Genomic DNA, 21,930 nt, shown 5'->3' on the forward strand with positions numbered 1-21,930 from the left:
CCCGCGGAGCGGGTACCACATCGCTGCGCGATGTGCAAGCGAACCACCCTGCTTCGCAGGGTGGTTGCCCAACTCCAGGGCTTCGCCCTGGAGTTGGGATGCGGTGCGCTTCGCTCACCGCGCCCGGCGGTGCCGGGCCAACTCCTTCCGCTCTGCTTCAGGAGTTGAGGGGGCCGGCCCGCGTTGCGGGCCGGGTGGGCCCCCGCTGTGCGGGGCCTGAGTGGTGGGGTGTCAGGTGTCACTAGCTAGGCTTAATTGACGGGTGCTTCGCACCCGTCTGAGGGTGGGTCCGCTGCGCTCCCCCACCCTGGGCCCTTCCGGCTGCGCCTCCAGGGTCTGAGGCCCGCTGTGCGGGCCGGGCTGGCTACGAGGGGTGAGGGTTGCTCGTTCGTGTGGGTTCCAGTGTAGTGGGTGCATCAAGTTGATGCACCATGTACTGTTGGCGGAAAGACGGGACACCTCAAGTCACCTGATGCGGGCCCAGGTGCTCACGCTTCCGGAAAAGGGAAAACGCATGTGGAGTTCTCAGGACGTGGCGCGGGATCAGGTCCGGCGTGAGGCGGATGGCCTGGACGTGCCCGCCGTTGCGGAAAAGGTCGCGGAGGCTGCTGTCCGTGAGCGGGAAACCGCGGATCAGTTGAGGGGAAACGGTTCCTTCTACGAGTTCGCGATGGACCGGGAGCGGTTGGCTGCCATCTGGCTGTCCAAGCATGCTGAGTGGCGGCGCGTCAGGGACTTGATGGCTGCGGCCGGTTGGAGCGTGTACGAGCCGGAACAGGACGCGCAAGGCCCAGTGTGGGCTCGCGAGCGTGAGGAACGGTTTGCTGGTGCTCTTGCGGAACAGGCCGCCTTCGGGGAACGGCAGGAGGAGGAAGCGGATGAACTGCGAGCGGAGGTCTGGCTGTCCGTCGCGCCCAGTCGGCTGATCCGACTGGTGGCCGACCGGACGGGGCTGCGCCCCTCTCAGGTCCTGGCCCAGCTTGCCGAGCGGATCGTCGTGGCCGAGGACGGTACGGTCTCCGTCCCGCCCTTCACCCCGTCCCAGTGATTTCCGAAGCGAAGGGAAAAGAAAGCAGAGGAGGAGCGTGGAAATGCTGGGTATTCAGCTTCGGGAACACCAGGTAGCCCAGAAAGCAAGTTTCCGTAAGTGGGCGGGATTCCCTGCAAGATCATCTGTGCCCCCGCAGGGGGCACGAAGCACAATCGTGTCCGCGACCGGCTCGGGCAAGACGATCACGGCCGCCGCGTGCGCGCTGGACTGCTTCCCAGGCGGCCGGACCCTCGTCACCGTGCCCACCCTGGACCTGCTCGCGCAGACCGCCCAGGCCTGGCGCCTGGTGGGCCACCGGGCCCCGATGATCGCGGTGTGCTCGCTAGAGAACGACCCGGTGCTCGACTCACTGGGGGTACGCACCACCACCAACCCGATCCAGCTCGCCCTGTGGGCCGGGCACGGACCGGTCGTCGTGTTCGCCACGTACGCCTCCCTGGTAGACCGCGAGAACATCGACGCACCCGAGGGCCAGCGGAACGTTCGCGGACCGCTGGAAGCCGCCCTGGCAGGCGGAGAGCGGCTGTACGGGCAGCAGATGAGCGGTTTCGACCTCGCCATCGTGGACGAAGCCCACTCGACCGCAGGTGATCTGGGCAGGCCCTGGGCCGCGATCCACGACAACGCCCGCATCCCCGCCGATTTCCGGCTCTACCTCACCGCGACCCCGCGCATCCTCGCCTCGCCCCGGCCACAGAGAAGCACGGGCGGCCAGGAGCTGGAGCTCGCGTCGATGAGCGAGGACTCCGAGACGTACGGGCCGTGGCTGGCCGAACTGGGGCTCTCGGAGGCGATCGAGCGGGGCATCCTCGCCGGATTCGAGATCGACGTACTCGAGATCCGCGACCCCTCCCCCATGCACGGGCTGTCGGAGGAGGCGCAGCGCAGCCGGCGCCTGGCACTGTTGCAGACCGCACTTTTGGAGCACGCGGCGGCGTACAACCTCCGTACGGTCATGACGTTCCACCAGAAGGTGGAGGAAGCCGCCGTGTTCGCGGAGAAGCTGCCGCAGACCGCCGCCGAGCTGTACGTCAACGACGCCTCCGACGACGACCTGGCCGCCGCAGACAAGCTGCCGAAGTCCTCGATCGACGCGGAGTTCTACGAGCTGGAGGCCGGCCGCCACGTCCCGCCGGACCGAGTGTGGTCGGCGTGGCTGTGCGGCGACCATCTGGTGGCCGAACGCCGGGAGGTGCTGCGCCAGTTCGCCAACGGCATCGACGCGGCCGGGCGCCGGGTGCACCGCGCCTTCCTCGCCAGCGTTCGCGTCCTCGGGGAAGGCGTCGACATCACCGGCGAGCGGGGCGTGGAAGCCGTCTGCTTCGCGGACACCCGCGGCTCGCAGGTGGAGATCGTGCAGAACATCGGCCGGGCGCTCCGGCTCAACCGCGACGGCAGCACGAAGGTGGCCAGGATCATCGTGCCGGTGTTCCTGGAGCCGAACGAGGACCCGACGGACATGGTCGCCAGTGCCAGCTTCCGCCCCCTTGTAGCGGTCCTCCAGGGCCTGCGCTCGCACGATGAACGTCTGGTCGAGCAGCTCGCCTCCCGCGCCCTCACCAGCGGGAAGCGCAAGGTCCACGTCCGGCGTGACGAGGACGGGCACACCGTCGGGGCCGGCGGCGAGGGTGACGGCGAGGACCAGGAGCAGGACGACGACACGCAGGCCGCGGCCGAAGAGGCGCTGCTCCACTTCTCCAGCCCGCGCGACGCGGCGACCATCGCGGCGTTCCTACGCACCCGGGTCTACCGGCCGGAGTCCCTGGTGTGGCTGGAGGGCTACCAGGCCCTCATCCGCTGGCGAGCGGAGAACCAGATCACCGGCGTCTACGCCGTCCCCTACGACACCGAGGTCGAGGTCGGCGTCACCAAGGACTTCCCCCTCGGGCGGTGGGTCCACCAACAGCGCAGGGCCCTGCGGGCCGGGGAACTGGAGGACCGGCGCAGGGTCCTCCTGGACGCGCCCGAGGCCGGGATGGTGTGGGAGCCGGGCGAGGAGGCGTGGGAGGCCAAGCTCGCCGCCCTGCGGTCCTACCGGCGGGCCACCGGACACCTCGCTCCGCGTCAGGACGCGGTGTGGGGAGAGGGCGAGGCGATGGTGCCCGTCGGTCAGTACATGGCCAACCTCCGGCGCAAGGGCACGAAGAACGGCCTGGGCAAAGACCCGGAGCGCGCCGCTGTACGCGCGGCGCAGCTGACGGCGATCGACCCGGACTGGAACTGCCCGTGGCCGCTGGACTGGCAGCGGCACTACCGGGTGCTCGCCGACCTGGTCGACGCCGACGGCGTCCTGCCCTACATCGCGGCGGGCGTCGTCTTCGACGGCGACGACGTGGGCAAGTGGCGGTGGCGGCAACAGGAACCGGGCACCTGGGCGCAGCTCCTGCCCGAGCAGCAGGAGCGGCTGACCGCGCTCGGTTTCAACGCCCCTGTGGCCCCGTCTCCCGCCCCGGCGGCGCCCCGCGCAACGAAAGGCCCGAGCAAGGCGCAGCAGGCATTCCAGCGCGGCCTGGCAGCCCTCACGCAGTGGGTGGAACGGGAAGGCGCGGACCGGCCGGTGCCGCGCGGTCACAGCGAGCCGATCGCGGTCGACGGCGAGGAGGAGCCGATGACCGTGAAGCTCGGCGTATGGGTCTCCAACACCAAGAGCCGACGCGACAAGCTCACAGCCGACCAGCTCGCCTCGCTCGCGAAGCTGGGCGTCGACTGGGCGTGAGCCGTGCCCCCGTGCACGAAGAGCGCACGGGGGCACCAAGTCCCCTTCACTCCCCTACGATCCGCACCATGAACGAGACTCCCGCGTACCTGTCGGTCAAGGTCAACTTCGGCAACAGCGACTACGACAACGTGTGTGACACCTTCGGTGGCGGCTTCGACCGCCTCCCTGCCTGGCGGGAGCTGGGAAACCTCCTCGCCCACCGGCCGGGATGGCACTTCGACGTCGTCAACCGCGGTGAAGCCCTGTGGTGTCTCGGTGTCCTGGGTGAGTGCCGCCTGGCGATCCACGTGACCGAAGACCTTCGATATCACTGCTACGACCACGGCGCGGACTCGGACACCGTGGCAGCGGACACCACCGCCGTGGAGACGTGGCTCAAGGACCGGGAGGAAGCTGCGCGGCAGCCGAGCCCCTTGATCATCGAGATGGCGAGCGCCGACTCCTGGAAGCTCCTGAAGAGCCACCCCTTCCGTCTTCGTGTGAGCTGGTCGGACGGCTACTACGCTGCCTCCGTTGCCGCCCTGGCCGAAGCGAGTTTCGGGCGGACCGTCGCCGAGGCCGTCAACGGCGCCGGGGAAATGATCTGCCAGCTCTTCGGTGCCCCGGCGGAGTTCACACCGGACCTCGCCCTGGCCGCCGAGCTCGATGAAACCGCGGTGCAGCACATCCGCACAGCCTGACCTCGAGGTCACGGCGCTGAGCCTGACGTACGAGACCCCGGGGCCGCGATGGTCCCGGGGTCTCGTACGTCTGGACCCTGCAACACGGCGGTGCAACAGCGGTCCTGGACAGACTTCAGTTGCTGTCGCCGCAGGTCAGGGGTGCAACACGGCTCTGTTGCACCCTGCTGATGCACGGGGGGTGTTGCAGTCGCCGTGGGCCGGATGAATGAACGCCGGCTCTCTGGGCGTACCCGGGTGATCGGGCTGTCGGTTGTGGGTTGAGCGGACCGTTCGGCCCGTGCACGGGGCCACTTCTGCGAGGCACATCATGGGACGTCACAAGCAGCACAAGCCGCGCCGCTCGCGCGGTGGGAGCGAGCAGCGGGTCACGGGCGAGTCGGCCACGGAGTGGTTCGGCACCTCGTTCCACTCCACCGCTGGGATGCAGCACCTGGACGTGAGGCAGTCCGGCAACGGCATCCTGATCACCAGTGCCCCGGCCGAGGTCGACGGCATGCTGGCCGGGTGGCCGTTGCGGATCCGCAACGACGACGACGGCCAGGGGCTGACCGAGCTGGGCACGGCGCTCGTCTCCGGGCAGCCGCACGGCATCGTCGTGGAAAACGGGCCTGGGTACGAGCGGGTGCTCATGTTCATCCCGAACCATCCCGAGGAAGGTGTCGGCACCCTGGCCCGGATCCGCGCCGAGGACGGCCTCGACGGCGCCATCGTCTTCGAGCGGCGTGCGGAGCGGCCGATGGCGCTGTGGGCCGAGGCCGGTCAGAACCTGCGCCGGATCGTCCCGCTCCTGGGCCCGGACGCGCCGCCGGCCGACGAGTCCGAGGAGAGCACGCCGTGCCCCGGCTGCTACCGCCCCGTCTACGAGAGCTCCTCTTCCGGCACGCTCATCGGCGCCGGGCCGCTCCCGGTGATCGGCCTGTGCAGGCTGTGCGCCGACGGCACGACGCTGCGCTCCCTGCGCCAGGCCGACGTGCCGCTGGACGCGCACCAGCGCGCCGTGCTGGAGAGCGTGGCCGCCGCCCTGGTGTAGCAGGGGCAGCTCACATCGGGATTCGCTGCAGGGCGTACACCTCGTACGGCACGGTGGTTCCGTCGTCGGTCTGCCGGTCGGCCGTCCCGATGTGGGTGAACCCGGCCTTGGCCAGGACGCGGCCGGAGGCGGGGTTGTCGGGGTGGTGCATGGCCTCCAGCCGGTTGAGGCCGGCGGCGGTGAAGGCGACGGAAACGACCTGGCTGGCGGCCAGGGTGGCGTAGCCGTTGCCCCAGCTGTCCTCGCGGAGGATGTAGCTGATGGTGCCCATGGCCGGGGTTCGTCGGCGCAGGGCGATCAGGCCGATGAGGTCGTCCTCGTGGAGGATGCCCCAGCTCCACTGCGCGCGGGGGGTTTCGGCGGCTCGGGCGAGGGCGTTGCGGATCTTGGCGTGGGCCCGGTCGAGGGTGAGGGGCTTGCCGGTGGTGTGCCGGATGGAGGCTCCGCTGTAGACGCGGGTGAGGGCGGGAGCGTCGTCGAGGGCCAGGGCGCGCAGGGTCACCATGCGGCGGTCAGCTCCTTCGCGGTGGGCCGGTCGGCGGGGTCGGGGGCGAGGCACGCGGTGATGGCGTCCTCGAACTCCGGGAAGGGCCACGGCCGGACATCGCGCAGCGCGGTGGTGGTGCCCTTGGCGATGACGGCGAGCTTCTCCAGCCGGTCGAGGTCGTCGTCGTAGGCGACGGGGCGCTGTCCGGTCCAGCACCAGAACAGGGAGGCGCCCAGGTTCCAGATGTCGCCGGGCGGTTGTGCCTGGATGTGGGTGTCGGAGGGGGTGGAGAGGATCGCGGTGGCGATCTCGGGGGCGGTGGTGTGGGTGAGGGCTCCCCGGTAGGGGACGCGGTGGCCGTCGCCGGGGCCGCAGGCGAGGGCGTAGTCGATGACGGCGGCGTGGCCGTCGCTGGTGACCAGGGTGTTGGTGGGCTGGACGTCGGCGTGGGCCCATCCGGCGGCGTGCATGCGGGCGAGGTGCTCCGTCCAGGTGCGGGCGATGCCCGCGAGCCAGGGACGGGCCGAGGGGCGGTCTCCTTCCGGGCCGCGGGCGAGTGCGAGGGCCCGCCACAGGGGTGCGCCGTCGATCCAGTTGACGGCCAGCCACCGGCCGCCGTCCCATGTCCCGGCGCTCACCCGGTAGTCGGGGCTGATGGCGCCGGCGGCGGTGAGGTGGAGGAGGTGGTCGTCCTCCTGGGCCATCTCGGCGGCCTTGTCGCGGGCGTTGTCGCCGTCGGGGTTGTTGGCCTTCAGCGCGACGGCGCTCTTGGGGCCCTGGAGTTTCCAGGCTCGGGAGCCGCGCCGGTCCCTCAGGAGCTGGATCGTGGTGGGTTCGCCGGTGTGTCCGGTGAGGAGGGCGACGGCTTCGCCGGGGGAGCAGGTGTGGTGCCCATGTGCGGATCTCCGTCCACTCGGTGGGGATGTGCTCGAACACGTCTCGGCCGTCGTCGTCGGCCGCGGCGAGCGCGGCGGCCAGGTCGGGGGTCGCGTGCAGGAACTGCGGGTCGCGGCGACGGACGGCGGCCCTCACGGGGACGAACGAGGCGGAGGCGGCCGGGATCCGGTGGCCGGCCGTCGTGACTTCCTCTTCGCCCGCGTAGAACTTGCCGAACATCACCCCAACCGGGCCGTAGAGGTTCTTCAGCACCCAGTGCGGCCAGGCAAGCAGGTCACGGTGCCGGGCGCCTGGCACCTCGCCCACCAGGACGATGTTCTCGCACCGCAGGACGCCGTGCGGCCGGTTCAGCAAGGGCCGCAGCCACTCCGCGGCCTGGGCGCCCGCGTGGAAGAGCTCCGCCTGGAAGGCTTCGGCGTCGCCGTCGGCGCGGTAGACCGTCCAGTACGTCAGACCCCGCTGGAGCGACGGTGCCAGGTAGGGGCAGTGGGCGGTCATCTGCCGCGCGTAGTCGCTGATGTCCACGGACCTGGGCCGGATGGTGCTGGCCTCAACGAGGCGCAGCGCCCCGGCGGTGGGCCGGGGCGCTGCGCTGGTGCGGCCGGTGGTCACCGGCGGGCGATCTCCGGCTGGTCGGGCGCGACGTCGTCTCCATCGCCGCCGGCGGGACCGCAGTCCCACTCCGCGACCACGGTGCCGGTCTCCCGGTAGCGGGCGATGACCTCGTGGTCGACGTTGCCGTCGGCGTCGGTGAACCAGATCTCCGGCAGCGGCCCGTACGCCTCCTCGTAAGCCGCGACCCAGGCGATCGGGCCGTGGCCGTTGTTCGCGACGTGCCGGATGGGCTGGCCGGCGCTCTCCTGGCACAGGGCCGCGTAGGCGGGGGTGCCGAGCAGTTCGTGCCAGGTGGCGTCCACGGCCGGGGAGAACATCTCAGGTGCGGGCTGGCCGGCCTTGAAGCGCTGGCCGGTGATGGTCAGGAACCGGCGCAGCTCGGTCGTTGCGGTACTCACGGTGGTGCCCCTCTCGGTGTCGAGTGGTGCTCGCCCCGTCCGGGTTGGGTCGGGTGTGGTGCCGTGCACCGCGCACCCGGAGGTGGTCCCGGCCGGGTGCGCGGTGGTCTCAGGGGGTCGTGACGGTCTGGGGTGCGACGCCTGCGAGGCGGTCCAGGCACTCGTACAGGGCGCGTACGAGCCGGGCGCGGCCCTGGGCGCAGCGCGCGGTGTCCTCCAGCGGGACGGACAGGCGCCGGTCGGCTTCCTCGAGGACGACGTCGGCGAGGGCGCGGGCGGCGTGGTCTTCGGGCAGCAGGTCCGCGGCGCGGCGGACGTCGGCGGCGACGGCGCGGGCGGTGCCGGTGAGCAGCAGGGCGACCTGCTTCAGGTCCGCGGGTGGCAGGCCGGGGTTGCCGGTCCATCCGAGGACGGCTTTGACCAGAGCCTTGTGGAGCTCCCGGTCGAGGGGGAGTTCCGCTTCGAGGCGTCCTTCGGGGTCGTGGAGGACCAGGTGTGTGCTGCTCATCGGTGCCTCGCCGGGTCGTGTGGTCGCGGGCGGAGCGGTCTCGTTCGTCGGACATCGACCGCATCCCGACGGTAGGGGCGGGCGGGATGCGGTAGGACTGACCGTGAGTACGGGTTTCGGTGCGCAGGGCGACCGGGGAGCAGGCCGGTATGGGCAGGCCCAGGCGAACATCAGCAGGCGTGGTGAGCGGGTTCGTGCTGCGCCTGGTCCGCGAGTCGATGCCGCATACGCAGGCCGCCTTGGCGGAGGTCTTGGGCGTGGACGTGGAGACGCTGCAGGGCTGGGAGTCGGGGCGGCGCCCGTTGGCGAACATGCGGGCCGGGGCGCTACTTGAGCTCCGGCGGCGGCTGCCGGCGCTCGGCAGCGACGTGGCGCTGGTGCCGTGGCTGGACGCGGCGATGGACGCGGACCGGATCATTGCGACCGCCCTGGACGGCGAGGCCGGTGCCGGGCCGCACCCGCTGGCCGGGTGGGTGCACACCCGGGACACCGCGCACATGCTGGCCTGGGCGCTAAACGGCACCGTCCCGCCGGCGCTCGCCGGACGCTTACCCCGGCCCCGGCGCGGGCCGGTCGCCGTGGCGCCGCAGCTGGCGGCCGCAGACCGGGCGGCGTTCTTCGACCACCTGCGCGACACGACCGAAGCGGCAGCCCGGCAGGGTGACGGCGGGGTGCTGCTGCACCGCCAGGCGCTCTACCTCGCCTCGTACGACCGGGGGCCGGACGCGGCCGCGTGGACCGCACACACCCTTCACCGGCGCCGTGACGTGCTGGCCCGGCGGGGCTGGTCACCGCACTGGGCGGAGGCCCGCTCCACCGCCACCGCGCTCGCCCGCCTCGGAGATCCGCAGCCGCTGCTGGACTTCATCGACCGCGCCTTGGCCGACGATGACACCGCAGAGGCCGCGAACCTGAACTACTGGGCGCTGTGGCTGGGGGCGCTGCCGCTGCCGCAGCCGGACGACGCCTTCATGCGGGACCGGGACCTGTCGGGCTGGGATCCGGTGACCCTGCTGCGGGGACTTGCCCGCGGCCTGCACCTCGTGCCCGGCTACGTCGACCTGTACGCGCACTCGCTGTGGGCGCTGACGACAGCCTTTCCGTGGCTGCCGCAGGCGGCCGGGCAGTTGGCCGGGCCTCTGCGCGAGCAGGCCGGCCAACTCCTGGACGGGGCAGCACTCTCAGGAAGATCCAGGCGCGAGCTCACCCACGTCCACTACGTTTTCGATCACAACCGCTGACACCGGAGGACCGCATGGCCGACGACACCACCAAGGGCACCGCGAGCTTCATCTCCGAGATGGGCGTGCTCAAGCGCGTCGCACGGACCGGCTGGTGGTTCACCGGCAACAAGGCCCCCGAATCCGTGGCGGAGCACTCTTTCCGGGTCGGGGTGATCGGTTCGGTCCTCGCCATGATGGAGGGCGTCGACGCCTCCCGGGTCGCGTTGATGTGCCTGTTCCACGACAGCCAGGAGACCCGGATCGGGGACATCCCGCACATCGGCCGGAAGTACCTGCGTGCGGCTCCGAACGGCGAGGTGACCGCCGACCAGGTCGCCAACGCCCACCCCGCCGTACGGGCCGGGGTACAGGGCGCGGTCGACGAGTACGAGGCCGGCGAAACACCGGAGGCGATCGTCGCCCGCGACGCAGACAAGCTCGAATGCCTGGTCCAGGCGGTGGAGTACCGGGAGCAGGGCTACAGCCTCACCCAGAACTGGATCGACACCAGCCTCGCCTCGCTCAAGACCCCGTCCGCGAAAGCCCTCGCCGACGCCGCGCTGAGCATGGACTCACTCCAGTGGCAGAAGAACTTCCTGCCCTGACCGATTCCAGGCGAGCGCGCTGGTGTTGAGCAGCGTGACTGCACAGAGCCGGGCCCTGGGGACAGCATGGCTGATCCCGGGGCCCGTGGCGTGTCCGGCTTTACCAGTAGCAGCGGGTGGGGCCCGGTTCCTGGGGACGGGCAGCAGCACGTTTCTCGTCCGCGATCCGCTGCTGGTCTCGCCGCAGAGCGTCTGCTCGGGCCTCGGAGGTGACGGCTGGGCCGAGGGTGATCGCCTCGGTGCCGGCCACCGGGGCCAGCGAGTACCGCACGGGCGCTTTGCTGGACCGCGTGGGCAGGTGGAGACGGGCCACACCGGCCGGGAGCTCGGCACGCAGCGCTCCGTGCCAGCGGATCCACAGCGCGGGGCGCCCGCGGAGTGCTTCATCTCGGAGCTTGTCCACGGCGGTGCTCTCGTCCGCGCGGTCGATCTCCACGGCGACCGGTGAGCCGTCTTTGCGAATCACGCGCAAGTCCAGGTAGGCAGACCAGGACGGTGACCAGTAGGCGATGCAGCCTCCGCTCTTCAGGCTAGGCGGGTCGATGTAGCGCATCTGCGCCTCTGTCCTGCACCTCCACCCCGATGCTCCCACCCACTGCACCACCGCCCGGGTGATGGACTGGGTCGCCTCTTTACCGGTCAGGCCGGTGAAGGAGAAGCCGGTCTCGGACAGGTAGGTACGTAAGGAGACGGCGAGGCTCTCGGACTCACCGGCCTCCGTCGGTTCATGGGCCATCCGGTGATTCTCCACTCGCCCACTGACAACGGCCGGAGAATGACCCCGGCTCCCACCTTGGTGACCTCGAGGTATGGCCACCGGTGGGGGTGATCGTCCAAGGCGGGGCGATGAGGACGGTTCGCCGGATGGTCGGCGGGAGCGCCGGCGGATGACGTCGGGCAGCTGGCGGGAGGCTGCGGCCGGTCGTCGACCGAGGCCACCCCACAGAACACTGAGAAGGCGGCGACGAACACCAGCGACGCGACGACCCACCGCTCCCGCAGCGCGGAACGAGTGCGGGCGACCACCACGTCCAGCCCGCCATCACAGCCGCCGGCGGCAGCAGCAGCACGGGCGGCGCCCACCGTCCGGCGTCGCCGCTAGGCAGCTGCTGCAGTCGCGACAGGACCTGATCTCGTACCTTCAAATCAATTTGGTAACACCGGCTTTGGGTGGAGAACGCGTCCACTAATACGGAAGGAGGACAGCAGAAGGGGAATCTTGTGGCAACTGCGATCATCGCCGTGCTGGGCACCCTGCTCGGTGCTCTTGTGGCGGGCGCTATGCAGCACCTCATCACTCTCTCCACCCGCCGTGATCGTGATCGGCAAGCGCTGGCTGCTGCAGTAGCCAGCCTGCTCGGTGCCGCGACAGACTATCGCCGCCACCAGTACCTGAAACATGTCGTCCGCGGGACGGGCGAGGCGGAAAGTCTGGAGCTACAGACGGGCCGGTTCGAGGCACAGTGCGGAGTGACCAAGGCCGTGACCGCGCTCACCCTCGCGACCGACAACGCAACGCTCCTACGCTTGGCGACTACTCTGGTTGACGCGTCTAGCGAGATCAAAAACCACGCACACGACGATCGTCCAGCCATCGAAGGCTCGGAAGACCGAGCCCGCCGGGCACACGACGCCTTCCAATCAGCAGCCGCCCAGCACTTGAGGCAGTTCCGGCGTTGAGTCCTCCTCCCTGGGCAAGGGCAACCCGCAGGGTGCGAGAAACACAGGTATCTCCGCCGTTCTGCCGAATCTCGACACTTCGCGGGGGCCTCCCCTTCGAGACCGCCTTTTCGTAGTGCCCGATACGGTCGAAATCCGACTTGCCCTGCAGAACCAGTTCCGGCCCCTCAGCGGCCTCGGTGTCCACCCACACCGCCGGGCAGTTCCCTCCGCCCGAGTTCGGGTCTGTGCCGAAGAAAAGTAACGCCATGATCGCCTCCGGAGAAAGCCAGTTGCGGGTTGTTGCGCACTGACCGTCCCGCACGGCAGGAACCGACGTCAAGGTGCTCTCACCGGACCGGCGAGCAGCACGGCACGCTGCCTGAGACGAGGGGGGTCACTCGAATGATGGAGTTCGATCCGGCGGCGCAGGTCGTTGGTCCGGTATGACGACGCAGGCCGCTGATGGCCGCTCCGAGGTAGCCCCTGACCGCCGGTTGTGTGCATCGCGGCTGCGGCTCCTGCCACGCGAGAGCACATACGTACGAGAGACGCCGGGCATGTCCCTGTTCTGGGAGGAGATGGCGATCGAGCCGCCGCAAGCTGCCCGACCGCTGACCTCTACGTCGCGCGGTCCTCCGTGGCCTGTTCGCGGCCGGCGCCTGGGTGGGTCAGGGTGTGTCGCCGGAGTAGTGGAAGCGGCACACCACACCCGGGCCGCCCGGCGGGCGCGGCTCGCCGGGGAGCGGGTCGTACAGCGCACGGCCGCCGGGCCACCGCCCCAGCTCGGTCATCAGAGCTCGATCTCCTCCGGCCGCCAGCCCGTGATGTCGAGTAGCAGGCCGTCCAGCGGCCCGCCGACCAGGACGGCGTACGTCTGGTGCGGGAGCGGGCCCGGGTTGGGGTGGTCGGGGTCGTGGCCGTAGACCCGGCCGCGCAGCAGCTGCTCGTCACCGTCGTTCATCCGGCCAGCCTCCCAGCCGCCACCGACAGCGCGGGCCGCGATGGCCGGCGGGCCCGGCCTGGGTGGAGGCCGGGCCCGTCGCGGTGTGCGGTGCGGCTATCGGGTCTGGAAGGCGCCGCGGTCGATGAGGCCCTGGATGTAGGGCGGCCAGTCCCGTTCCAGGCTGGTGGTGATGGCGGCGTGGACGTCGGCGCGGACCTGCGGGGTGACGTGTTCGACGTCGCCGCCCGGGTAGTACAGGCGCACCCCGTCGCGGCTGGCGTCGCACAGGATGGCGTGGGCCTTCTGCACGAGCGTCATGTAGAGCTGCGGGACCGGTGCTTTGACGAGTTCGTCGATGACGGCTTCGTAGTCGGCGCCGAAGTCCGCCCAGTCCTTGCCCTGCTTGTCGAGCCAGAGGGTGACGTCGGAGAAGAAGACGGCTTTGCCGGGCCCGTCCTTCGGGTCGCGGGCCAGACCGGCCGCGAGATCGAGCGCGATGCCGGCGCTCTTGCTGACGAGGTCGCGCGGGATCATCGTCGGGGCGATGGCCACCGCGCACTCGCCCCAGCCGTCGCGGGTCTGCTCCGGCCAGGGCAGTCCCAGCACGAGCCATCCGTCCGGCTCCAGCAGCTTGTTGCTCACCGTGTACTTCCCCCTCGGTCGTGACGTCCGTGTCGTGTCGATCCTTTCGCCCGGCGGTGACGGTGGGCAAGGCGCTCTCCGGCCGCTTGGGCTTGCCCGCGGCTACCGGCGGCGGAACAGGCCGCGGTTCTTCTTCGCCTCCGCTTCGGCCGCCTCGCGCTCCGCGGCTTCCTCTGCCTCGCGGCTTCGATCCGGGCGAAGTGCTCCCTCTCGCACGGCCTGCACAGGCCGTCCGTCTCGCTGCGCCAGGAGGACTGCCGGGTCGACTGCCAGCGTTCGTCGGTGAACTTGGTGCCGCACCGCGTGCACACCGGCCGCCGCGCCTCACGCTCGGCGGCTTTGCGTTCCGCCTGCCGCCTGCGGGACTGCTCCTCCTCCACCGCGTACAGCCGCTCACCGTCCGCGTTGTCCAACGCCTCGTTCAGCGTCTGCCACTCCTCACGCCCGAGCCGCCGCCACACCCTGCCCGCTGCCCCGGCCGGGTCCGCGGTGATCCGCTCCAGCTCGGTGACGACCACGGGCACCGCCTGGTGGTAGTCGACGGCCGTGAAGTGAGCCCACGGGTACCGTGTGCCGACGAAGTAGCGGCGGGCGCTCTGCTCCAGGCGGCGCATCCGGCTCGCGCGCTGCGCGGCGGTCTTCCCCGTGAACACGAACGCCACCGGCACGTACCCCTCGCGGCCCGTCGCCGGATAGATCCGCGACCACAGCCGGAAGTCGTGCACCGCCGCACCCTGCCGGCGGGCCGCCCGCTCCTTGTCCGCGTCGGCCTTCGGCGCCAGGAGCTCGAACCAGTCGGCGTAGCGGCGCAGCTTCGCCGTCAGGTCGTCGACGGGCTCGTTGACGCGGTCGACCTCCAGGAGCATCGCGGGCACCCCGGCGTCCGGGGCGCGCATCGTCAGGTCGGCGTACTGGGTGTACCCGTACGGGAGCTTGTGGCCGATCTCGGTCTGCCACGACAGCGGCGTGCCGAGCCCGGCCCCGGTGAGCACCGAAGCGGTCATCGTCACGGCGGCCGCGTGTTCGTCGTAGCCGTCACCGCCGACCGGCTCACCGTCGTCGTCGTACTCGAGCTTGCGCAGCACGGACATCCGCACGCTCTTCGGGAGCAGCTGCTTGGCTTCCTTGTGTCCTCGCTCGGTGAGCACCCACAGCTGGTGTCCCGACTCCAGTCGCGTCTCCACCCGGGCCATGCCCTGCTCCTTCAGCGCGTTCAGGGTGTCCCTCGTGCACCGGTCGTGCCGGTCTCCGGGACGCAGCATCCGCCACAGGTGTTCGGCGGTAGCCCTCTGGAAGATCCCCAGAGCCTTCAGCACTTCCTTCTTCCTGGTGTGGGTCGGCTTCCATGTCCCCTTGGACTTAGAAGGGTTGTCGAACGTGTCGGAGACCCCTGACTTCCGGGGCTGACCTGCGCCAACGCGCCTCGCGGGCAAAGAGGCCGTGGAGGGGGCGATGGAGGGGCCCATGGAGGGGGCCATCGGGGCCTGGACGACGTCGTCGGCGAGGTCAGCGACGCCGGACTCGTACGGCTCGGCGGCGGTAACGGGGGTGAGGTCGGCGGGCACGGTGTCCTCGGTTTCTCCGGCCTGCGGGCCGGGTCGGTGAGCGTCCGGCCCGCACGCGGATGTACGCACGAGCCGGGGCCACCGTCGGAAAGCACCCCTTGTCCGCTGTCTGCCGCCCAGCTCCGGAAGGTGTCCGTTTCCGCCTTGACTAGGTATCCACTGAGCGGTTTGTCCGTGAGCGACGCCACAGTCAGCCACCCCGTCCCGGCGGGCGCGGCCTCTGTCCACAGGGCCCGGCTTCGAAGGTGTGATCACCGGCCGGGCGCAGCAGGCGCACGGCCCGTACAGGTAAGGAGTCGTCATGGAGACGACGTCGTCGAAGCTGCCCGCGCTGACCCCGGAGCAGATCTGGCGGGCCGCCGATTACGTGGAGCTGGTCTGGCAGGAGCAGGGCAGGACCGGGCGGCGCTGGAAGAGTTCCACCGGGACGGTGAGGCGCTGGCCCGGCTGATGGGTGAGTTCGGCGCGCTGCTGCTGGCCGACTACCTCACCGTCGTGCCCGACGAGCACGCCGACTGCGAGTCCGCGTACGTCATGGACAAGCTCGTGACGGTGGCGAGCCGATACCTCAAGCGGTGGTGCTACTCGGGCGGCGGGGCACAGGCTGCCTTCATGGCGGCGGGGTTCCTGATCGAGTGCATGCAGGAGGTCGACCAGGTGAGCCAATTCCTCGCCGACATCCGTGGGGACGCTCCCCGGTGGCCGGCGGCTGCGGCCTGCTGAGCCGGGACGACGTCCGGGGACGGAGATCTCTCCTCCCCCGGGCGCCGTCCCATCCGGGTGGGATGTCGCAGGTAGCGAGCCTGGTCAAGGAGCGATGCACCGGCTGGCCACCGATGGCGGACATCGGATGCGGTGCACTCTCCACTCCGATGCGGCGCACTCCCGGCCCGGTGTCGCACCGGATGCTGTCCACTCTCCGCATCGGATGCAGTGGCGGACACCGAGTGCACGGTGGCGCCCACTCCCCCACCGGCGGTGCGCACCATCGGTGCGGCGGTGCGCACCATCGGTGCGGCGGTGCGCACCATCGGTGCGGCGGTGCGCACCATCGGTGCGGTGGTGCGGCCCGGTGCGCCTGGGCGATGGCCCGCTCGTGCGCCCGCTCGATGATCCTGCGCGTCCTGTCGTCTCCCAGTGCCCACAGCACGATCAGGGACGCCTGCGGGCGGAAGGTGAAGTCGAGGGCGAGCAGCGGCGTCTGCTTGCGGGCCTCGATCTCCTCGATCGGCTGCCCGAGCACGGTCGCCCGTCGCGCGGTGGCCGGGTCGACGCCGTCGTCCAGGAGGTGCCGCTCGATACGGTCGGCGTCCGGGTGCCGGCCCTGCCCAAAGACGAGTTCCATCTGCCGCTCGGACACCTCCGCGCCCGCGGTGAGCCCAAGCGCGTCCAGGCCGCGCCCCAACCACCTCCCCGGCGGGAGGCCGGCCATCTCCTGGGCGGCCTTGAGGGACTGGCCGACCGGGCGGCGGCCGTCCCCGTATGCGACTCCGCGCACGTAGTACCGCCACGCGTTACGCCTCTGAACCTTCGCGACACTCAGCATCCCCGCAGCGAACACCGGCCCTGACCTGCGAAAAAGCACGATCCCGTGAGGCGGGAAAGTTCACCGGAACTTCACGGCCGAACCCGTACGGCGGGCGCTTTCGGCGCCGTCGTGCCCGCCCGGCGGACACCACCAGGGCCATGCAAATGCTGCGCGGCGATGCTGCCGTACAACAAGTCGGCCCGCACCCGCCTGCCGTCAGAGGTCGACGGGCAGCTGGTGCCCGGCAGGCGGGTGACGGAGCTCCTCGCGTACACCGGATTCGTCGACGCGGCATCGAAACTCTTCGAGGACCGCGGCAACAAGGAGCTGCTGCGCCGGACCGCGACCGACGACCGGATCGACCAGCTGTGGGTGTCGGCGCCGCTGCGCGACACAATCGTCGACTACGCCCTGCTGGATGCCCCGGTGGGTGCCTCGGACCATCACGGCCTGGTCGTGCGCATCGACCTCGACCGGGCACGGACCGACAACATGTGGGAGTACAAGTAATGACCGCCCCGATGGCCCCGGACGACATTCTCCGCGCATGTGGCTACCTGGAAGCAGTGTGGCGCGACGACGAGGCCGACAAGGCCGCGCTCCTCCAGCACGAACCCGGCGAAGCCTCGACAGCGGTCCTGCTGACCGATCTTGGCGAAAGCGTCATGCAGCAGCTGCTGCCCGCTCAGGCCGGGATCCACGACGGCATGCCCGACCACGAACTCGCGGCCGCGGCAGAGAAGGATGCGCACCGATCCGACCGTGCAGGTCTCCAGAGTCCTCCTGGAGACGCTCAAGGCCCTCGCCCCGAAGACGACCCCGGACCAGACCGAGATCATCGCCCGCGCCCTTATCAGCTACCTCCTATCCATCAGCGAAGCCACCGAGGACGATGTCCTGCCCATGCTCGACACCCTGCGCCAAGCCGCACTCCAGCGCAGCAGCGACACATCCGCCTGAAGAACCGACTCCTGACCTGCCGTGGTCGGTGCGGCCGGTGTCGTGGTTGGTCGTGCCCGCGTGGCTGGTCATCACGGCCCTGCCCGAGGCAGGTGCGGACGCGGGAGCGCCGGTCGCTCTGCGCGGCCTGCCCGGCTTCCTACTCTTGGCGCTCGCGCACCGGACGCGCACGACTCGGGGAAAGTGCACGACGTCGTCGGACGCATCGCTGTGCGGTGGGGGCCGCCCCTCCCTGTGCAGGCGCGTGACTGGTGGGGCGTGGAGGCAGCTGCCTGGTGCCTGCGCCTGGACTTCGGCTGGATCGTCCGGGCCGCAGGCACCGGGGTGCTCAGCTGTCCTTGGCGCTCTTGACTGAGGGGGGCAGTGCCAGGTCGAGCAGGGCGTTGATGGTCTTGGCGTCCAGTTCGCTGTCGAGGTGGAGGGATCGTCGCAGGAGGCGGCCGACCTTCTCGGGAGGGAGGCCGAGGCGCAGGCGGGCGGTCAGGCAGATCTCGCCGAAGAGTCCTGGGGTGCGGTCCGGTTCCCGCTGGATGTACCAGTCGAGGAGCTTCACCACATCGGTCCTGATGTCCCCGAGAGAAACCTCGCTCTTCCCCTGTTCTCGGGTGTTCTCGACGTCTTCGGCGAGGCCGCCGAGGACAGCCTCGATCAGTGTCGTGCGCAGTGCTGAGACAGGAATCAGGCTGTTGGGGCCGTCCGTGAGGGCGACCGCCGGCCACCAGGCGAGGGTTGAGGCGGTCTTCTCAAGGCTCTCGTTGGCGAGCCCGAAGCGTCGCTTCCCGCCCCGGCTGTCCTCAAGGCTGTCGCGGATGATCTCTTTCAGGCAGTTGTGGTCGGCGACGAGTCCGCGTGGATGGTCGGTACCGAAATCTGTGGTGCCGGCGAGAAGGGCCTGCGGTCCATGGGTCCTGCGGTGCTGCTCGGCCCAGTCCTGGGCGACGGGCTCCGACCAGCGCGGGCCGTCGGACGTTTCGATCTGAGCAGGGGGCAGGTCGCGGCGTGATCGTTCGGGGTGCGGCAGGTCGTCCGATGTCAGGCCCGCGATCTTCGCCAGACCTGCCCGGTCGACGAAGCGGGCCGACTCAAGTTCCGGCGCCCGCAGGTCGACGACGCACTGATCAAGCGGCCTGGAGTTGTTCAGGCGCCGCTCGGCCCATAAGGCGAGATGGTCGCGCCAGTTGGGCAGCGACTCCTTCAACGCGGTGAAGTCGGCGATCTTCGCGACGCCAGCGTTGGCTGGTGTGCCAGGACGGGCCATGAGGTCCGCCGCGGTGACGGTGATCGCGTCCTGAACGGGACGGGCGTCGTAGCGTTCGAAGGCCCAGTCCATGACCTGGCTGGGCCGGTGCCAGGCGGTGCCGTCCCACCAGTAACCGCCGTGCCGGTAGAGGAACCCGTTATGCCCGTACTTCCACTCGTGGTGGAGGTCACTCATGTCCCCGTCACGGATCAGCAGAACGGTACGGCCGTGTTCGGGGTGGTAGCGAACGGCCCACGCGTACGCACGGTTCTTCGGCTCGGTCGTGAAGGCCACCCAGCCACCGCCGTGTAAGGAGTCAGTACGACCCCACAGTCCTTCGCCCTGATTCCGGCCGGTCCGCTCGATCGCGTCCGGATTGTCCAGAGGAAGCCGCTCGTCATTGATGAACGGCAGGCCCGGCACAGGGTGATCGGTACGCAGACCGTTGGCAACCGGATGAATCAGAATCACAACGACATCTCCCTTGACGGCACTCAGGCCCCCAGGCGGCATACACCAGGGGTGCTCCCCGATCCCTGCAACACGGCAGGTGCCGTCAAACCCGATCCTCTGGAGGTGATGTCGTTGACGCCAGGTCGACGGCGCCGCGGCCGGTGAGCGGGAGGGTGCAGTTCTGGGCGATCTTCGGGCTGCCGTCCTTGGCGGTGTGCCCCATGAGTACGACGACCCGGCGGACGCCGTGGACCAGGTCCATGGCGCCGCCCATGCCCTTGACCATCCTGCCGGGGATCATCCAGTTGGCCAGGTCGCCGTTGGCGGAGACCTGCATGGCGCCCAGCAGGGCGATGTCGATCCGGCCGCCGCGGATGCCGAAGCCGAGGGCGGAGTCGAAGAACGAGGCGCCCTGGCGGACGGTGACGGTCTCCTTAGCGCCACGCCCTACCGACGAGAGCGGCTTCTCCGCGGTCGCCACTGAGATTGTGAACCGGTCTTCGGCTGGGCGCAGGTCGTGACCTTCCGCATGAGTCGCGAAGGAGCGTTGGCCTGGTACGGCCTGGGTGTCTCGCCCTTATCGCGCGGGTGGGTCCCGGGCCGGGGTGGCACTGCCCGGTCCGGGGCCCCACCATGACAACAGCGCGTCAGGCTCCGTACTGGCCGATGTCGTCCGGCAAGGGCTGATAACAAGAGACGACACGAGGCGCGAGGTCGTTGAACGGCTCCCGCATCCAACCCGCGTAGCGGTTGCTGAGTCCCAGCCCCGCTGTCCGCGCCATCAGGTCCAGTTCTGCGGGCCACGCGTAGCGCGCCGTCTCCATGAAGGTCTGTGGCCGGCCCTCACCCATCAGCGTGTGCGTGATGAGGAGCATCTGATTCCAGCGACTCACGTATACCTTGTCCAGCATCACCTGGTTGTCCGGGAGGTTGTGGAGTGTGACTGACGGCTCACTCTGCTGGTGATACGGCAGGGGGTCGAAGGTCTCCAGCACCACGTGGCCGCCGGGTTTCACGTGTTCGCACATCCGGCGCAGGGTACTGACCTGCTGTTCCACCTCAGGGATGGCGAAGAGGGTGTTCAGTGCCAGCACTACGACGTCGAAGGTGCGCTCGGTCCGCCAGCTGGTGAAATCGCCTTGATGCAGGATCAGCCGAGGCGTCGGGTCATTCTTGTCGGCCGACTTCGCGATGACGTTCTTGACATCCTTCTCGCGGAGCCGGTCCATGATGCGTGTGGACGCGTCGACGCCGTCCACCAACAGGCCGCGCTCCACGAGAGGAAAGGAGAGACGACCGGTCCCCACGCCCAGTTCGAGGACCGAACCGCCGTCACCCGCCAGTGCGGCGATGAAGTCGGCGCAGTGGTCGACGTCCGGGGTGTGCGGGTAGAGCATGTCGTAGATGTCGGCCATCGAGTCGCCGTAGGCGGTTGGCTGTTGCATGGTGCTCCTTGTCAGAGTTGGCGCGAGTCGCCGTCCGGCACACTCAGCGGTGCCGTCGGCAGGTGAGCTCTCTCATCTCCGCTTGTGCGGTGAGGGGAGTGAGGGGGTGAGGGGTTGGCACGCGTGGGAGTGGGCGGTATTCGCCTACGGCGGCAGTACGGCCACCCCGCCCAGCACGCTGCCGGCAAGGAACGCCCCGGCCGCCTCCCGCACGTCTTCCTTCGATACGGCGCTGATCTCCCCGAACAAGTCGTCGAGGTGGGTGAAGGGCAGGCCCAAGTCCCGCAACGGCAGGAGCATCGAGGCCAGTCCGCCGGGCGTGGCCGCGGCGATCCAGAGCGAGCCTGTCACGTAGCGGCGCGCACGCGTGATCTCCGTGCTGCTCGGGAGGTCGGTCCGCATCCTGTCGGCCTCCGCGCGAATCTCCGAGAGGGCCCGCTCGTATGCGTCGGCCTTTACCCGCGTGTGCACCGTGACCAGCCCACGGCCCTGGGTGAAGTCGAATCCGGAGGAGACCGTGTATGCCAGTCCGAGGCGGTCTCGCAGACGGGCGGCCAGGCGGGAGGAGAATGATCCGCCGAAGATCGATCCAGCCAGGAAGACGGACGGGAACTTGGCGGAGTCCCGGGCGACTGTGCCGCCGCACAGCAACAGGGTCGCCTGGGTCTGGCCGGGCCGTACGAGGCGCCGCACCTCTGTCGGCACGGTAATGGCGGTACGCGGGATACCCGGCGCCTTACCCGGCACCTCCCAGCCGGCGGCCGGGCTGCCGGCCAGCCGCTTGAGCATCTCCTCCGGCGGTAGGTCGCCGACCATGACCAGGATTGCCCCTTCCGGTCGGACGAAGTCCTCGCGCACCCGCGCGATCTGTTCCTCGGTGATCGCACGGATCTCGGCGTCGGTGGGTATTTCGGGCAGGCACTGCGCGTCGACACCCAACATCCGCAGCAGCACCTCTCGTGCCACTACCTCCGGCTGCATCGCGAGCGCTGCGGCTTGGCGTGCCGCTCGTGCCCGTTCCCCCGCCAAGTCGCGCGCCACAGGCCGTTCCCGCACCAGACGGTGAAACAGAGACGTAAGCAGTACTCCCAGGTGAGGGGCGAGCACCGTTCCGCCAAGGGTGACGCCCTGTGGGTCGGAGGTACTGAAGAGCTCACCGCCGTGAGCGGTCAGCCGATGGTGCTGCCGCTCGAACTCCGGCCCCTTGTATCCGTACAGAAGCCGGTCCGCCAATACCTTCGCGGCAGCGCCCCGAAGCCCGACCGCCGGGAAGGAC

The 21,930-nt window shown here is 69.9% G+C and carries 22 protein-coding genes and 2 pseudogenes; 11 read left to right on the plus strand and 13 right to left on the minus strand.

Annotated elements, in window-relative coordinates; genetic code table 11:
• Positions 1-472: 472 nt before the first annotated feature.
• The 4 genes from ACZ7L9_RS36075 (at position 473) to ACZ7L9_RS36090 (ending at position 5,483) form a co-directional block, all read left to right on the plus strand.
• The gene (locus ACZ7L9_RS36075) at positions 473-1,048 is read left to right on the plus strand and encodes a hypothetical protein (RefSeq protein ID WP_471421752.1); all 576 of its coding nucleotides are present in this window, start codon (positions 473-475) and stop codon (positions 1,046-1,048) included.
• A gap of 43 nt (positions 1,049-1,091) precedes the next feature.
• On the plus strand, positions 1,092-3,767 hold the full coding sequence (locus tag ACZ7L9_RS36080) for a helicase associated domain-containing protein (protein WP_471421753.1): 2,676 nt from the start codon (positions 1,092-1,094) through the stop codon (positions 3,765-3,767).
• 68 nt (positions 3,768-3,835) lie between these two features.
• A complete protein-coding gene (locus ACZ7L9_RS36085; RefSeq protein ID WP_471421754.1) occupies positions 3,836-4,450 on the plus strand; it encodes a hypothetical protein in 615 nt (204 codons plus the stop codon).
• A gap of 310 nt (positions 4,451-4,760) precedes the next feature.
• Entirely contained in the window at positions 4,761-5,483 is a 723-nt protein-coding gene (locus ACZ7L9_RS36090; RefSeq protein ID WP_471421755.1) for a hypothetical protein, read from the plus strand.
• A 10-nt stretch (positions 5,484-5,493) separates the two neighbouring features.
• Here the strand turns inward: ACZ7L9_RS36090 and ACZ7L9_RS36095 are convergent, their stop codons facing one another.
• From ACZ7L9_RS36095 to ACZ7L9_RS36110, 4 genes are all read right to left on the minus strand, one after another.
• Positions 5,494-5,988, minus strand: coding sequence for a GNAT family N-acetyltransferase (locus ACZ7L9_RS36095; protein ID WP_471421756.1), 495 nt, complete (start codon positions 5,986-5,988; stop codon positions 5,494-5,496).
• A complete protein-coding gene (locus ACZ7L9_RS36100) occupies positions 5,982-6,674 on the minus strand; it encodes a protein kinase domain-containing protein (protein WP_471421757.1) in 693 nt (230 codons plus the stop codon). Before ACZ7L9_RS36100 ends, ACZ7L9_RS36095 begins: the two co-directional genes overlap by 7 nt.
• A gap of 801 nt (positions 6,675-7,475) precedes the next feature.
• Entirely contained in the window at positions 7,476-7,880 is a 405-nt protein-coding gene (locus ACZ7L9_RS36105) for a hypothetical protein (RefSeq protein ID WP_471421758.1), read from the minus strand.
• Positions 7,881-7,989: 109 nt separating this feature from the next.
• Positions 7,990-8,388, minus strand: a complete 399-nt coding sequence (locus ACZ7L9_RS36110; protein WP_471421759.1) for a DUF6415 family natural product biosynthesis protein — start codon at positions 8,386-8,388, stop codon at positions 7,990-7,992.
• A gap of 179 nt (positions 8,389-8,567) precedes the next feature.
• Between ACZ7L9_RS36110 and ACZ7L9_RS36115 the strand changes: the two genes are divergently transcribed.
• Positions 8,568-9,629, plus strand: a complete 1,062-nt coding sequence (locus ACZ7L9_RS36115; protein ID WP_471421760.1) for a helix-turn-helix domain-containing protein — start codon at positions 8,568-8,570, stop codon at positions 9,627-9,629.
• 14 nt (positions 9,630-9,643) lie between these two features.
• The gene (locus ACZ7L9_RS36120; protein ID WP_471421761.1) at positions 9,644-10,216 is read left to right on the plus strand and encodes an HD domain-containing protein; all 573 of its coding nucleotides are present in this window, start codon (positions 9,644-9,646) and stop codon (positions 10,214-10,216) included.
• Between the two features lie 100 nt (positions 10,217-10,316).
• Here ACZ7L9_RS36120 and ACZ7L9_RS36125 read toward each other — a convergent pair whose 3' ends face one another.
• A complete protein-coding gene (locus tag ACZ7L9_RS36125) occupies positions 10,317-10,952 on the minus strand; it encodes a hypothetical protein (RefSeq protein ID WP_471421762.1) in 636 nt (211 codons plus the stop codon).
• A gap of 485 nt (positions 10,953-11,437) precedes the next feature.
• Here ACZ7L9_RS36125 and ACZ7L9_RS36130 point away from each other — a divergent pair, with 485 nt between their 5' ends.
• Positions 11,438-11,896, plus strand: coding sequence for a hypothetical protein (locus ACZ7L9_RS36130; RefSeq protein ID WP_471421763.1), 459 nt, complete (start codon positions 11,438-11,440; stop codon positions 11,894-11,896).
• Between the two features lie 650 nt (positions 11,897-12,546).
• On the opposite strand, the pseudogene ACZ7L9_RS36135 reads toward ACZ7L9_RS36130, so the two are convergent.
• The 3 genes and pseudogenes from ACZ7L9_RS36135 to ACZ7L9_RS36145 all read right to left on the minus strand — a co-directional run bounded on the left by ACZ7L9_RS36135 (position 12,547) and on the right by ACZ7L9_RS36145 (position 15,097).
• Positions 12,547-12,839: pseudogene (locus ACZ7L9_RS36135) on the minus strand (hypothetical protein).
• Positions 12,840-12,935: 96 nt separating this feature from the next.
• A complete protein-coding gene (locus ACZ7L9_RS36140) occupies positions 12,936-13,463 on the minus strand; it encodes a hypothetical protein (RefSeq protein WP_471421764.1) in 528 nt (175 codons plus the stop codon).
• Positions 13,460-15,097 (minus strand): replication-relaxation family protein, encoded by a 1,638-nt coding sequence (locus tag ACZ7L9_RS36145; protein ID WP_471421765.1) that lies wholly within the window; start codon positions 15,095-15,097, stop codon positions 13,460-13,462. Before ACZ7L9_RS36145 ends, ACZ7L9_RS36140 begins: the two co-directional genes overlap by 4 nt.
• A gap of 232 nt (positions 15,098-15,329) precedes the next feature.
• Between ACZ7L9_RS36145 and ACZ7L9_RS36150 the strand changes: the two genes are divergently transcribed.
• Positions 15,330-15,479 carry a hypothetical protein gene (locus tag ACZ7L9_RS36150; protein ID WP_471421766.1) on the plus strand — a complete coding sequence of 50 codons (150 nt, stop codon included), beginning with the start codon at positions 15,330-15,332 and terminating at the stop codon, positions 15,477-15,479.
• Positions 15,479-15,751, plus strand: coding sequence for a hypothetical protein (locus tag ACZ7L9_RS36155; RefSeq protein WP_471421782.1), 273 nt, complete (start codon positions 15,479-15,481; stop codon positions 15,749-15,751). Before ACZ7L9_RS36150 ends, ACZ7L9_RS36155 begins: the two co-directional genes overlap by 1 nt.
• Here the strand turns inward: ACZ7L9_RS36155 and ACZ7L9_RS36160 are convergent.
• A complete protein-coding gene (locus ACZ7L9_RS36160) occupies positions 15,639-16,574 on the minus strand; it encodes a relaxase domain-containing protein (RefSeq protein WP_471421767.1) in 936 nt (311 codons plus the stop codon). The two genes, ACZ7L9_RS36155 and ACZ7L9_RS36160, sit on opposite strands and share 113 nt — an antisense overlap.
• Positions 16,575-16,733: 159 nt before the next feature.
• Here ACZ7L9_RS36160 and ACZ7L9_RS36165 point away from each other — a divergent pair, with 159 nt between their 5' ends.
• Both ACZ7L9_RS36165 and ACZ7L9_RS36170 read left to right on the plus strand, forming a co-directional pair.
• Positions 16,734-17,066, plus strand: coding sequence for a hypothetical protein (locus ACZ7L9_RS36165; protein ID WP_471421768.1), 333 nt, complete (start codon positions 16,734-16,736; stop codon positions 17,064-17,066).
• A gap of 252 nt (positions 17,067-17,318) precedes the next feature.
• A complete protein-coding gene (locus ACZ7L9_RS36170) occupies positions 17,319-17,516 on the plus strand; it encodes a hypothetical protein (RefSeq protein ID WP_471421769.1) in 198 nt (65 codons plus the stop codon).
• A gap of 328 nt (positions 17,517-17,844) precedes the next feature.
• Here ACZ7L9_RS36170 and ACZ7L9_RS36175 read toward each other — a convergent pair whose 3' ends face one another.
• The 4 genes and pseudogenes from ACZ7L9_RS36175 to ACZ7L9_RS36190 all read right to left on the minus strand — a co-directional run bounded on the left by ACZ7L9_RS36175 (position 17,845) and on the right by ACZ7L9_RS36190 (position 21,695).
• On the minus strand, positions 17,845-19,227 hold the full coding sequence (locus tag ACZ7L9_RS36175; protein ID WP_471421770.1) for a hypothetical protein: 1,383 nt from the start codon (positions 19,225-19,227) through the stop codon (positions 17,845-17,847).
• 124 nt (positions 19,228-19,351) lie between these two features.
• Positions 19,352-19,645, minus strand: a pseudogene (locus ACZ7L9_RS36180) (CoA-transferase); the annotation flags it as partial.
• A gap of 211 nt (positions 19,646-19,856) precedes the next feature.
• Positions 19,857-20,654 (minus strand): class I SAM-dependent methyltransferase, encoded by a 798-nt coding sequence (locus ACZ7L9_RS36185; protein ID WP_471421771.1) that lies wholly within the window; start codon positions 20,652-20,654, stop codon positions 19,857-19,859.
• 144 nt (positions 20,655-20,798) lie between these two features.
• Complete coding sequence (locus ACZ7L9_RS36190; protein ID WP_471421772.1) at positions 20,799-21,695, minus strand: M16 family metallopeptidase; 897 nt, start codon at positions 21,693-21,695, stop codon at positions 20,799-20,801.
• Positions 21,696-21,930: the final 235 nt, after the last annotated feature.

This window comes from Streptomyces sp. NPDC111516, assembly GCF_055635345.1.